Below are 13,048 nucleotides of genomic sequence, written 5' to 3'. Positions count from 1 at the left end.
AAGGTGTCCGGTCGAAATCGGACACCTTGATATGACCATACTGAGAGGCTAATTTGAGCAATAAAATTGTTACCCTAGAGATCAATCTCGAACCTTCTGATAACCGCCGACTTGCCAGTTTATGCGGTCCTTTCGATGACAACATCAAGCATTTAGAACGTCGTTTAGGCGTTGAAATTAATCATCGCAGCCAGTTCTTTACCATTGTGGGTAAACCTCATACGACGGCAGCAGCACTTGATATCATCAAATCTCTTTATGTTGATACCGCGCCTGTTCGTGGTGAAATTCCAGATATTGAACCGGAACAAATTCACCTCGCGATTAAAGAATCCGGCGTGTTAGAGCAAAACACAGACGTCGCTGAAGAGTTTACTCACGGCAAAGAAGTGTTTGTGAAAACCAAGAAAGGCGTTATCAAACCTCGCACACCAAACCAAGCGCAGTACTTGATGAACATGGCCACACATGACATCACATTTGGTATTGGACCAGCAGGTACTGGTAAAACTTACCTTGCGGTAGCCGCGGCCGTTGATGCGTTAGAGCGTCAAGAGATTCGTCGTATCCTGCTGACTCGTCCAGCGGTTGAAGCTGGCGAAAAATTGGGTTTCTTACCAGGCGATCTAAGCCAGAAAGTCGACCCTTATTTGCGCCCTCTTTACGATGCGCTGTTTGAAATGCTTGGTTTTGAGCGAGTAGAAAAGCTTATCGAACGTAACGTTATTGAAGTTGCTCCTCTCGCTTACATGCGCGGTCGTACTCTGAATGATGCATTTATCATTCTTGATGAAAGCCAGAACACGACAGTTGAACAGATGAAAATGTTTCTGACTCGTATCGGTTTCAACTCTCGCGCAGTGATCACGGGTGACGTTACCCAGATCGACTTACCTCGCGGTGCGAAATCCGGCCTTCGTCATGCGGTAGAAGTGTTAAGTGAAGTAGAAGAAATTAGCTTTAACTTCTTTATTGCTGATGACGTTGTTCGCCACCCAGTTGTTGCTCGTATTGTTAACGCTTATGAGAAATGGGAAGCACAAGATCAGAAAGAGCGTAAAGAGTACGAAAAACGTCGTAGAGAAGAGCGTGAGTCTAAACTGCTTGAACTTCAGAAAGAAGAACTTAGTTCATCCATAAAAGAGTCTGACCAACAATGAGTATTAAACTCGATTTACAATTAGCCGTTGAAGATGAAAACGGCTTACCTAGTGAAGCGAACTTTGCCACTTGGTTAGAAGCGGCGATCACTCCATTTCAAGAGCAAGCTGAAGTGACTATTCGCATCGTCGATAGCGAAGAGAGCCACCAACTCAACATGGATTACCGTGGTAAAGATAAACCGACCAATGTTCTCTCCTTCCCCTTCGAAGCACCTCCGGGGATGGAGCTGGATCTGCTGGGTGATTTGGTCATATGTCGACAAGTTGTTGAACAAGAAGCCAGCGAGCAGAACAAACCACTGCTAGCACATTGGGCGCATATGGTTGTACATGGAAGCCTGCATCTGTTAGGTTATGACCATATCGAGGATGACGAAGCCGAAGAGATGGAGTCACTCGAAACAGAATTGATGCAAAAATTGGGTTTTGAAGATCCCTATTTGGCAGAAAAAGTGTAAATATAAGGTCAAATTGGCCTTATATTTATTTGTGAGCTACCACACTTTGGTAGCGTTAATAATTTGAGAAATAATGAACGAAGACAATTCGCCCCCTTCTAACGAAGGCAAAAAAGAAAAGTCTGAAGGTCCGAGTAGAAAGTCCTTCTTTGAACGCCTGGGTCAAATGTTTCAGGGAGAGCCGAAAGATCGCCAAGAATTGGTTGATGTGATTCGTGACTCTGAAGTAAATGACTTAATTGACCACGACACCCGCGACATGCTCGAAGGTGTTATGGAAATTTCAGAGATGCGAGTTAGAGATATTATGATCCCTCGCTCTCAAATGGTCACAATTTCACGTACCGACGATCTCGATACGTTGATTGCACTCATCACCGATGCACAGCACTCTCGTTACCCGGTGATCAGTGAAGATAAAGACCATGTTGAAGGTATTCTGCTAGCGAAGGACTTACTCAAGTATTTAGGTTCCAATAGTACTCCCTTCGATATCGAAGAGGTGATACGCCCAGCCGTCGTCGTGCCTGAAAGTAAACGGGTAGACCGTCTACTAAAAGAGTTCCGTGAGGAACGCTACCACATGGCGATTGTTGTTGATGAATTTGGCGGCGTTTCTGGCCTTGTCACCATCGAAGACATTCTTGAAGAGATTGTCGGCGAAATCGAAGACGAGACAGATGACGAAGAACAGCTGGAAATTCGTAAGCTAAGCAAACACACTTACGCAGTCAAAGCGCTGACGACGATTGATGATTTCAACGATACGTTCAAAACACAATTCAGTGACGACGAAGTAGATACGGTCGGCGGTATGGTGATGACGGCATTTGGTCATTTACCGACTCGCGGCGAAGTGGTTGAAATTGGCAATTACAGCTTTAAAGTTACCGCAGCTGATAGCCGTCGGGTTATCCAGCTTCAGGTCACCATTCCAGATTTGGAATCGATGCCTGAAATTACTGAAGAATAATTCTTTTTGTCTCTTACCAACTAAGAGTCTATTAAAAGTAGCAGATGAATAATAACTTTACTCATCGCCTAATGCGGCCACTTGCGGCCGCTTTTGTTGGCGCTCTCACTACCCTGTCTTTCGCTCCATATCAAATTTGGCCGCTCGCCTTTATCAGTCCGGCTCTGCTGTTACTTCTTCTACATAAACAGTCTGCAAAACAAGGCGCGTGGATAGGCTACTTGTGGGGAATCGGACAATTTGCCACCGGGATTAGCTGGGTTCATGTCAGTATTGATACCTTTGGTGGCATGCCTAAAATCGCCAGCATCTTCTTGATGGTGCTCTTAGTCGCTTATCTGGCAATCTATTCGGCTTTGTTCGGATGGGTACTGAATCGTTATTTCCAAACAAATAGCCGAACTCGAGTACTGCTTGCCGCACCGATTCTTTGGCTCATCTTTGACTGGTTACGTGGTTGGGTTATGACGGGCTTCCCATGGCTGTGGTTAGGCTATAGTCAAATCGAAAGCCCACTCGCTAACTTTGCTCCCCTTGGTGGCGTAGAGCTTCTGACACTACTTGTTTTGGTGTGCTCTGGCTGTTTGGCGTATTCGTTTATCAATAAGTCTTGGTCTTTGTTGATAATTCCTGCCGTTATCTTTGCCACTGGATATGGTTTGCGCTCTGCGCATTGGGTCACACCACAAGCCGATCGTTCAACGAAGGTTGCTTTAATTCAAGGCAATATTGAACAAGCACTGAAATGGGTACCTTCTCATCGCTGGCCGACCATAATGAAGTACACGGATCTTAGTCGAGAGAATTGGGACGCTGACATTATCATCTGGCCAGAAGCCGCCGTACCCGCTTTTGAATATGAGCTGCCTTCTTATTTGAAAAGTCTTGATGAACTTGCTCGAGCTAATAACAGCGGCATTATCCTTGGCATTCTTAATCAAGATGAAAACAAAGCTTTCTATAATAGTGTGTTAGCCCTCGGCGGAACCAGTAACACCGCATATCAATATGAGACAGCAAGACGCTATAACAAACACCACCTACTTCCGTTTGGTGAATTTGTCCCATTTGAAGAGATTCTAAGACCGATTGCGCCTTTCTTTAACTTACCTATGTCTTCTTTTAGCCGAGGCAGTTACATTCAACCAAACATCGACGTTAACGGCCACAAGTTCGCTTCAGCATTATGCTATGAAATTATTTTCAACGAACAGGTGAGAGAAAACGTCAATGAAGATACCGACTTTATCCTGACGCTGTCTAACGACGCTTGGTTTGGTAAATCCATTGGTCCGCTTCAACATATGGAAATCGCTCGAATGAGAGCGTTAGAAATGGGCAAACCTGTCGTGCGATCTACCAACAATGGTGTAACCGCAGTGACCGATTACCGAGGCAACATTATAAAGCAGATCCCTCAGTTTGAAACGGGTGTGCTTAAAGCGGAGGTCATCCCAACTCGTGGACAAACACCTTACCATAAGTTTGGTAGTTGGCCGCTGTACTTGTGGGTGGTGTTCGGACTAACCTTAGGCTTGATTCTCCAGCGAAAGAATCATCATTAATTAAACGTCAAAAGAGCCCACGGGGCTCTTTTGTTCTATCACCTCAAAACGCAAGGTTCGCTAAGGTTTAAGTGGTAAGCGTCCAAACACTTTATTACCGCAACGAATGCAGGGAACAATTTCTGAAGGGTGGTTATATTGCACCTTGTGACCGCAGCTTTCGCATACCAGCACACCAAGCCCTATCATCTCTCCAGCATGATACAAGCCTTGGTGATCCAGATCTTGGAACAGCTCCACCCACTCCACTTTGGTTCTGTCGGTGATATCAAGCAACCCTTGCCAGATGGAATCGGTAATCATCAGGTAAAATGGGCCACTTTTACTCTCTTCATAACTTTCAGCGAACTCTTTTAAATCTGACTTAACATATTCAGAAATAAGGGATAATTCATCTTTAGTTAGATCATTAGCCGCACTGACAATTTTGCCAGAAGTTTCGACAATATGGCTGACTTCCTCACGGCTATGCTTGAGCGTTTCAACGACATCTTTCAGTAATGCTTCATAACCAGATTTTTGTTTTGGCATAAGACCTCTCTTTCAAATCGGATTGGCTATTGTTGTGCTGTGCTCCTTTATGTATTCTATGTCGATCTATAAGAGTCTGTTCAAACTGAACTCACAAATTCCAAGAGAACCGGATATCATCGATGCAAGAGCAATACAACCCGCAAGATATTGAACAAAAAGTTCAACAGCACTGGGATAACAACAAGACTTTCGTTGTAAGTGAAGACCCAAACAAAGAAAAATTCTACTGTCTGTCTATGTTTCCATACCCTAGTGGTCGACTGCACATGGGTCATGTTCGTAACTACACTATCGGTGATGTTGTTTCTCGCTTCCAACGCTTACAAGGCAAGAACGTTATGCAACCAATCGGTTGGGATGCGTTCGGCCTACCAGCAGAAAATGCTGCAGTAAAAAACAAGACAGCACCAGCGCCTTGGACATACGAAAACATCGAGTACATGAAAAACCAGCTTAAACTGCTGGGTTTTGGCTATGACTGGAATCGCGAATTCGCAACTTGTCGTCCTGAGTACTACCGTTGGGAACAAGAGTTTTTCACTAAGCTTTACGAAAAAGGCTTGGTTTACAAAAAAACATCTTCAGTAAACTGGTGTCCAAATGACCAAACTGTTTTGGCTAACGAACAGGTAGAAGATGGTTGTTGCTGGCGTTGTGATACTCCAGTTGAACAAAAAGAAATTCCACAATGGTTCATTAAAATCACTGCATACGCACAAGAGCTACTAGACGATCTAGACAAGCTTGAAGGCTGGCCAGAAATGGTTAAAACCATGCAGCGCAACTGGATCGGTCGCTCTGAAGGTGTTGAGCTTAAGTTTGAAGTAAAAGATGAAGCTCAAGATCTCGAAGTGTACACCACTCGTCCAGACACATTGATGGGCGTAACTTATGTAGCTATCGCTGCAGGTCATCCTTTAGCAACGAAAGCAGCAGCAAGCAACCCAGCGCTAGCGACTTTCATTGATGAGTGTAAAAACACCAAAGTTGCAGAAGCAGAACTTGCGACAATGGAGAAGAAAGGTATGGCAACTGGCCTTACTGCGATTCATCCATTGAACGGTCGTGAAGTACCTATTTATGTAGCAAACTTCGTACTGATGGATTACGGTACAGGTGCTGTAATGGCAGTACCTGCACACGACCAACGTGACTACGAATTTGCGACTAAATACAGTCTAGATATTGTTCCTGTAATCAAGCCTGTTGATGGTAGCGAGCTAGACATTTCTGAAGCGGCATACACAGAAAAAGGGGTATTGTTCGATTCAGGAGAGTTTGACGGTCTTGAATTCCAAGAAGCATTTAACGCGATTGCTGCGAAACTTGAAGCAGAAGGTAAAGGCGTTAAAACCGTAAACTTCCGTCTACGTGACTGGGGTGTCTCTCGTCAGCGTTACTGGGGTGCGCCAATTCCAATGGTGACGACTGAAGATGGTCAAGTTCATCCTGTTCCAGCAGATCAACTACCAGTGATTCTGCCTGAAGATGTAACTATGGATGGCGTAACCAGCCCAATTAAAGCAGACAAAGAGTGGGCAAAAACCACTTTCAATGGCGAGCCAGCACTACGTGAAACCGATACATTCGATACATTCATGGAGTCTTCTTGGTACTACGCTCGTTACTGTTCTCCACAAGCAGATGACATCCTAGATCCAGAAAAAGCCAACTACTGGCTACCAGTAGACCAATACATTGGTGGTATTGAACACGCGTGTATGCACCTGTTGTACTCTCGTTTCTTCCACAAATTGCTACGTGATGCGGGTTATGTAACCTCTGACGAGCCATTCAAACAGCTACTTTGCCAAGGCATGGTTCTGGCTGATGCTTTCTACCTGACAAATGAGAAAGGCACAAAAGAGTGGATCTCACCAACTGAAGTGAAGGTTGAACGTGACGGTAAAGGTAACATTACTTCCGCAGTAGATACCCAAGGTCGCAGCGTTGAACACTCAGGCATGATCAAAATGTCTAAGTCGAAAAACAACGGTATTGACCCACAAGAGATGGTTGATAAATACGGCGCAGATACAGTACGTCTGTTCATGATGTTTGCTTCTCCAGCAGACATGACTCTTGAATGGCAAGAATCTGGCGTTGAAGGCGCTAACCGCTTCCTAAAACGTGTTTGGAAACTGGCTCGTGAGCACTCATCGAAAGGTGCAGCTGTAGCTGTTAATGCCAGCGCACTAAGTGCAGACCAAAAAGCACTTCGTCGTGATGTTCACAAAACAATTGCAAAAGTAACGGACGATATCGCTCGTCGCCAAACGTTCAACACGGCAATTGCAGCAATCATGGAACTGATGAACAAGCTGACTAAAGCACCACAGGAATCAGAACAAGATCGTGCAATTTTGGACGAAGCAGTAAAAGCGATTACGCTGATGCTTTACCCTATCGCACCACACATCTGTTTTGAAATGTGGACAGCTCTTGGCGAATCAGAGATTGATAGTGCATCATGGCCTACGTTCGATGAAGCAGCGTTAGTGGAAGATGAAAAACTGATCGTTGTTCAGGTAAACGGCAAATTGCGCGGCAAACTAACCGTGGCTGCTGATGCGACTAAAGAGCAAGTCGAAGAGCTTGGTCTAAATGACGAAAACGTAGTGAAATTTACTGAAGGTTTAACCGTACGTAAAGTTATCTACGTTCCTGGTAAGCTGCTGAATATCGTAGCGAACTAATTCGTACTTATGTTGTCTGTAAACAGGGCTTTGTGCCCTGTTTACTTATGTTAGAACATAAACCTTTGTGTTCTAACATAAGTAATCTAACGAGAATAATAATCCCATGCGTTTTACATGTTCATCTTTCTTGAAATTGTCACTGGTTTTCCTCTCTGCGACCTTACTGAGTGCGTGCGGCTTTCACTTGCGCGGAGATTACGATGTGCCAGATGAACTAAGCAAACTGTCTATTACCAGTTATGACCAGTACAGTAACTTTACTCGCATAGTGACACGTCAATTACGCATGAACGAAATTGAAATCGTACAGCCAGCTGATGATGTACCTAACATTCATTTGATCAGCGAAGGGATAAGTGAACGAACGCTTTCTCTGTATCAAACCACACGTGCAGCAGAAAAAGAGCTGACCTTTAGAGCATCATACCGAGTGACGGTACCTGATATTGGCACTAAAACATTTTCAACTAGTGTTACGCGTAGTTACTTAGATAACCCTCTTACGGCTTTAGCGAAATCTGTTGAGCGCGACATGATTGAAGGCGAAATGCGAAAACTGGCCGCGACACAAATCGTTCGCCAAATGGGTCGACTAAAAGCGTCGATTCAGGCTGGTACTATGGATGAAATTTCAGAAGCTGAAGAGCCAGCTAAAGTACCTGCGACAAACGAATCGTATCTCATTGACACTATCGAAACTCACCAAGAGCCATCGGCTCAAACAACTGCTGAGTAATTGAAACAATGAGAGTTTACGCCGATAAACTTGCCGACTCGTTACAAAGATCGTTATTGCCCGTTTATCTTGTCTTTGGTGGCGAGCCACTGCTGACTCAAGAATCGGTCAAAGCGATAGAAAACAAAGCTCTCAGTGAAGGCTTTGAAGAAAAACATCATTTTACGGTCGATAACAATTTGGATTGGACGCAAGTTTATGACTGCTGCCAGTCCTTGAGCCTATTCAGTAGCCGACAAATTATCGTACTGGAGATTGCAGAATCAGGACTTAATGCCGCTTTGTCTAAATCTCTAGCGACTGTTGCTGATTACCTCAATCCAGATATTGTTTTGATTGTCATGGGCAATAAACTGACCAAAGCTCAAGAAAACACGGCTTGGTTTAAAGCACTGATGGCAAACGGCTGTCTGGTTAACTGCTTAACACCAGAATTATCTCGCTTACCACAGTTTGTTATGGCTCGTTGCCGCACATTGGGTTTAACCCCTGATGCCGAAGCGGTTCAGATGCTGGCGCAATGGCATGAAGGCAATTTATTTGCGTTGATGCAAAGCTTGCAAAAACTGGCACTCAATTATCCTGATGGCCAGTTAACCCTTGTTCGCCTTCAGGAATCACTTGATCGACATAACCATTTCACGCCATTTCATTGGATGGATGCGTTGCTTGAAGATAAAGCCAACCGTGCACAAAGAATTCTGCGTCAACTTGAAGCGGAAGCGGTTGAACCAATCATTTTGATGCGAACCTTGCAAAAGGAACTGTTTCTGTTACTGCAAATGAAACAGCAACTTAACACCATCGGGATAGGTGCTGTTTTTGACAAACACCGCGTCTGGCAGAATAAGCGCCCATTGTATTCAGCGGCTCTGCAAAGACTATCGCTCAGCAAGTTGCTGCACCTAATTAGATTACTTGCTCAAATTGAAGTCTTGGCTAAAACTCAATACGAGCAGCCATGCTGGCCACTTCTTCATCAAATAAGCGTAGAGTTCGCCGTACCTCAGGCAAACATCCCTTTGCCAGTTTAAACAGTGTTATACTGCGCGCCTAAATAGTAAAAATAGTACCAATAGACCACTTCAGAGGAATACCCCTTGCAACGCGAAGAATTAAATACCTTTCTTGCAGATAAAGTTGACGACATGAAAGCCGTTGACATCATCACCCTAGACGTACAAGGCAAATCAAGTGTGACGGATTACATGATCATTTGCACTGGCACTTCAAAACGTCACGTTTCATCGATTGCTGATCACGTCGCAAGTGAAGCGAAGAAAATCGGTTTCGACCCGCTCGGTATGGACGGTGAAAACGAAGGTGAATGGGTTGTTGTCGATATGGGGACAACCATGGTGCACGTCATGCAGGAAGAACAGCGTGAAATGTACCAATTAGAAAAACTTTGGAGCTAATGGTGAAAATTCAGCTTATTGCCGTTGGCACTAAAATGCCTAAATGGGTTGAAGAAGGCTTTCAAGAATATCGCCGTCGCTTCCCTCACGACATGCCACTTGAGTTAGTTGAAATCCCAGCTGGAAAACGCGGCAAAAACGCTGATATTGCAAGAATACTGCAAAAAGAAGGCGAAGCAATGTTGGCTGCCGTGCCAAAAGGCAACAGAATTGTTACCCTCGATATTCCCGGTAAGCGCTGGGATACAGAGCAACTTGCTGGCCAGCTCGAAAGTTGGAAGCTAGACGCGCGAGACGTATCAATTTTGATTGGCGGTCCAGAAGGGTTATCACCAGCTTGTAAAGCGGCGGCTGAACAAAGCTGGTCTTTATCACCTTTAACTTTGCCACATCCGTTAGTTCGCGTCGTCATGGCCGAAAGCTTGTATCGGGCGTGGAGTATCACTGCCAACCATCCATATCACCGAGAATAGGCATCGATGTTACGTAAGAGTAACCCGTTTCGAGATTACATTGCTGAAGCACGGCTTTTTAAAAGCCGTGCTGTGGTCTCGTTTGTTGGCATAGTGTTCATGATGGGTATTCTTATCGCGAACCTTTACAACATTCAGGTCAACCAATACCAAGACTATAAAACTCGTTCTAACGATAACCGAATTAAAGTTGTTCCTATCGCGCCAAATCGAGGTTTAATCTACGACAGAAACGGACGCCTATTGGCAGAAAACCGTCCTGTGTTTAACTTGGAGATCACGCCAGAGCAAGTGAAAGATATCGACGGCACCATCGCTCGCTTGCAAGAATTCCTCGAAATAACGCCGGAAAAAATAGCGACATTTGAGAAAGAGCGTCGCCACTCTCGTCGTTTTAACTCAGTACCTTTACTGACTCAGTTAACAGAAACTGAGGTCGCAAAATTCTCAGTACAACAACATAAATTTCCCGGCGTTACCGTTACTGCAAGCTTGAAACGCTACTACCCTTATGGCGAAGTGCTGACTCACGTTATCGGTTATGTTTCACGCATCAATGATAAAGACATCGAGCGCCTTGAAAGAGACGAACAAGTTGCCAACTACCAAGCAACTCGCGATATCGGCAAACTGGGTATTGAGCGCTATTATGAAAGCACACTTCACGGCACCGCAGGCTATCAAGAAGTTGAAGTGAACAGTCGTGGCCGTATAATCCGCACGCTCAAATATGTTCCGCCAATTCCCGGCAAAGATATTGTTCTTAACCTAGATATCGACTTGCAACTTTACGTGCACAAACTGCTGGATGGAAGGCGTGGAGCGGCGGTTGTTCTCGATCCAAAAGACAACGGCATTCTGGCTATGGTCTCAAGTCCTAGCTACGATCCTAACGCCTTTGTCCATGGTATCTCTGGTAAAGAATACAGTAGCCTGTTGAACGATAAGAACCGTCCACTGGTTAACCGAACAACGCTAGGTATTTATCCTCCGGGTTCGACTGTTAAACCTTTTATTGCGGTTTCTGCCCTGAAAGAAGGCGTTGTTACACCCAATACCACCCGAAATGACCCAGGTTATTGGAAGATTCCTAACTCAACCACACGCCCATTCCGCGATTGGTTGCGCTGGGGACACGGAAGAGTCGATATCATCAAAGCACTTGAAGAGTCGGTCGATACCTTCTTCTATCAAATTGCTTACGATTTGGGCATTGACCGTTTGTCTGACTGGATGATGCGCTTCGGTTTTGGTGACTATACAGGCATCGATATTTACGAAGAAAGTAAAGCGAACATGCCAACCAGAGAATGGAAAATGTCTCGTCATCGTACGCCGTGGTATCAGGGTGATACGATCCCTGTTGGTATTGGCCAAGGCTACTGGACGGCGACACCAATGCAAATCGCCAAAGCGACCTCTGTATTGGTTCACCATGGTGAAGTTTGGGCGCCTCATTTACTCCGTTCAACCATCAATAACGGTGAAGAATTCACTCGTCAGAAAGAGGCGGAATATGTCAGCTACCCGCCAATTACCGGCGTTCCTAAAAAATACTGGGAAATGGCAATCGAAGGTATGTATCTGGTAAACCACGGTAAAAAAGGGACAGCAAGACGAGCTTTCCAGAATCTAAAATACAAAAGTGCAGGTAAATCAGGTACTGCTCAGGTATTTGGTTTAGCGGAAGGACAAGAATATAACGCAGACGAACTGGCAGAACACTTACGCGACCACGCACTATTTACTGGTTTCGCTCCAGTTGATGATCCCCAAGCAATTGTTACCATCGTTTTAGAAAACGCCGGTGGTGGTTCAACCAATGGTGCACCAGTGGTTAGACACATATTCGATCACATCATAATGGGTGCTCAAGAGGACGAAGAATAATGAAACTGGATCCTTCAACCGGACAAAGTCGGGCTCTATTTGAAAGACTCCACATTGACCTACCTTTGTTGATTGGTATTTTAGTGGTTTTTGTTTTTGCGCTCATGGTTATGTACAGCGCCAGTGGACAGAGTATGGCGATGATGGATCGTCAGGCAATGCGCATGGTATTGGCATTAACCGTCATGATTGCTCTAGCGCAGATATCGCCACGAACTTATGAAAGCCTGGCGCCCCTGCTTTATTTTGCGGGCGTTATTTTGCTTTTAGGCGTGCTCTTTTTCGGTGAGTCCTCCAAGGGCGCACAGCGTTGGTTAAACTTGGGATTTGTGCGTTTCCAGCCATCGGAACTGCTCAAACTGGCGGTACCGCTAATGATTGCTCGCTATGTGGGTAAGCGTCCACTACCTTCTAGTTTTCGAACACTGGTTGCTTCCATTGTGATGGTATTGGTCCCTACCATCTTGATTGCCAAGCAACCAGACTTAGGCACATCAATATTGATTGCAGCATCGGGTATCTTCGTTATCTTTCTTGCTGGTATCAGTTGGAAAATTATCATCGCAGCGGCAGTTGGCGTCGGCGCTTTCATCCCTGTATTGTGGTTTTTCCTGATGCGGGAGTATCAAAAAGTCCGCGTACGAACACTGTTCAACCCGGAGTCCGACCCACTAGGCGCGGGTTATCACATTATCCAAAGTAAAATTGCTATCGGTTCTGGTGGTATTTCAGGCAAAGGTTGGCTGCACGGCACGCAATCTCAGCTAGAATTTCTCCCAGAGCGACATACTGACTTTATCTTTGCAGTTATCGCCGAAGAATGGGGCATGATTGGCATCTTAGGACTTCTATCTGTATATCTATTTATTATCGGACGAGGTCTCTATTTGGCGAGCAATGCTCAAACTGCTTTTGGCCGCATGATGGCAGGCAGTGTTGTTCTTAGCTTCTTTGTTTACGTGTTTGTGAATATTGGCATGGTAAGTGGCATTCTACCAGTGGTAGGTGTTCCTCTTCCTTTGATTAGTTATGGCGGGACATCTATGGTTACCCTAATGGCTGGCTTCGGTATCTTAATGTCGGTTCACACTCACAGAAAAGCATTTTCAAAGGCGACTTGATGAAATTAAAAGCGTTTT

12 protein-coding genes are annotated in these 13,048 nt (G+C 45.0%); 11 read left to right on the top strand and 1 reads right to left on the bottom strand.

The genetic code is table 11. The features are described from left to right. Positions 1 to 53 precede the first annotated feature (53 nt). From P4S58_RS03325 to lnt, 4 genes are all read left to right on the top strand, one after another. The gene (locus P4S58_RS03325) at positions 54 to 1,160 is read left to right on the top strand and encodes a PhoH family protein (protein ID WP_042486456.1); all 1,107 of its coding nucleotides are present in this window, start codon (positions 54 to 56) and stop codon (positions 1,158 to 1,160) included. Continuing rightward, entirely contained in the window at positions 1,157 to 1,621 is a 465-nt protein-coding gene (gene ybeY / locus P4S58_RS03320) for an rRNA maturation RNase YbeY (protein WP_102965406.1), read from the top strand. Before P4S58_RS03325 ends, ybeY begins: the two co-directional genes overlap by 4 nt. Before the next feature lie 73 nt (positions 1,622 to 1,694). After that, positions 1,695 to 2,594, top strand: coding sequence for a CNNM family magnesium/cobalt transport protein CorC (gene corC, locus P4S58_RS03315; RefSeq protein ID WP_042486459.1), 900 nt, complete (start codon positions 1,695 to 1,697; stop codon positions 2,592 to 2,594). 44 nt (positions 2,595 to 2,638) lie between these two features. After that, positions 2,639 to 4,159: an apolipoprotein N-acyltransferase gene (gene lnt / locus P4S58_RS03310; RefSeq protein WP_102969171.1), complete on the top strand. Its 1,521-nt coding sequence runs from the start codon at positions 2,639 to 2,641 to the stop codon at positions 4,157 to 4,159. A gap of 60 nt (positions 4,160 to 4,219) precedes the next feature. Here the strand turns inward: lnt and P4S58_RS03305 are convergent, their stop codons facing one another. Then, complete coding sequence (locus P4S58_RS03305) at positions 4,220 to 4,690, bottom strand: zinc ribbon-containing protein (protein ID WP_042486463.1); 471 nt, start codon at positions 4,688 to 4,690, stop codon at positions 4,220 to 4,222. 122 nt (positions 4,691 to 4,812) lie between these two features. Between P4S58_RS03305 and leuS the strand changes: the two genes are divergently transcribed. From leuS to rodA, 7 genes are all read left to right on the top strand, one after another. Beyond that, positions 4,813 to 7,389, top strand: coding sequence for a leucine--tRNA ligase (gene leuS, locus P4S58_RS03300; RefSeq protein ID WP_102969172.1), 2,577 nt, complete (start codon positions 4,813 to 4,815; stop codon positions 7,387 to 7,389). A gap of 106 nt (positions 7,390 to 7,495) precedes the next feature. Next, positions 7,496 to 8,128, top strand: a complete 633-nt coding sequence (locus P4S58_RS03295; RefSeq protein ID WP_102969173.1) for an LPS-assembly lipoprotein LptE — start codon at positions 7,496 to 7,498, stop codon at positions 8,126 to 8,128. Positions 8,129 to 8,136: 8 nt separating this feature from the next. Beyond that, positions 8,137 to 9,162 (top strand): DNA polymerase III subunit delta, encoded by a 1,026-nt coding sequence (holA, locus tag P4S58_RS03290; RefSeq protein ID WP_102969174.1) that lies wholly within the window; start codon positions 8,137 to 8,139, stop codon positions 9,160 to 9,162. Between the two features lie 66 nt (positions 9,163 to 9,228). Further along, positions 9,229 to 9,546: a ribosome silencing factor gene (gene rsfS, locus P4S58_RS03285; protein WP_042486474.1), complete on the top strand. Its 318-nt coding sequence runs from the start codon at positions 9,229 to 9,231 to the stop codon at positions 9,544 to 9,546. Positions 9,547 to 9,548: 2 nt separating this feature from the next. Next, the gene (gene rlmH, locus P4S58_RS03280) at positions 9,549 to 10,019 is read left to right on the top strand and encodes a 23S rRNA (pseudouridine(1915)-N(3))-methyltransferase RlmH (RefSeq protein WP_042486506.1); all 471 of its coding nucleotides are present in this window, start codon (positions 9,549 to 9,551) and stop codon (positions 10,017 to 10,019) included. A gap of 6 nt (positions 10,020 to 10,025) precedes the next feature. Then, positions 10,026 to 11,909, top strand: coding sequence for a penicillin-binding protein 2 (gene mrdA, locus P4S58_RS03275; protein ID WP_102953743.1), 1,884 nt, complete (start codon positions 10,026 to 10,028; stop codon positions 11,907 to 11,909). Beyond that, the gene (rodA, locus tag P4S58_RS03270) at positions 11,909 to 13,030 is read left to right on the top strand and encodes a rod shape-determining protein RodA (RefSeq protein ID WP_102969175.1); all 1,122 of its coding nucleotides are present in this window, start codon (positions 11,909 to 11,911) and stop codon (positions 13,028 to 13,030) included. Before mrdA ends, rodA begins: the two co-directional genes overlap by 1 nt. Positions 13,031 to 13,048: the final 18 nt, after the last annotated feature.

Origin of the sequence: Vibrio sp. Hal054 (assembly GCF_037162405.1) — a bacterium.
Lineage (GTDB): Bacteria > Pseudomonadota > Gammaproteobacteria > Enterobacterales > Vibrionaceae > Vibrio > Vibrio diazotrophicus.
The sequence above is the reverse complement of the archived record's forward strand: the minus strand, read 5'-3'. Positions and strand labels throughout refer to the sequence as shown.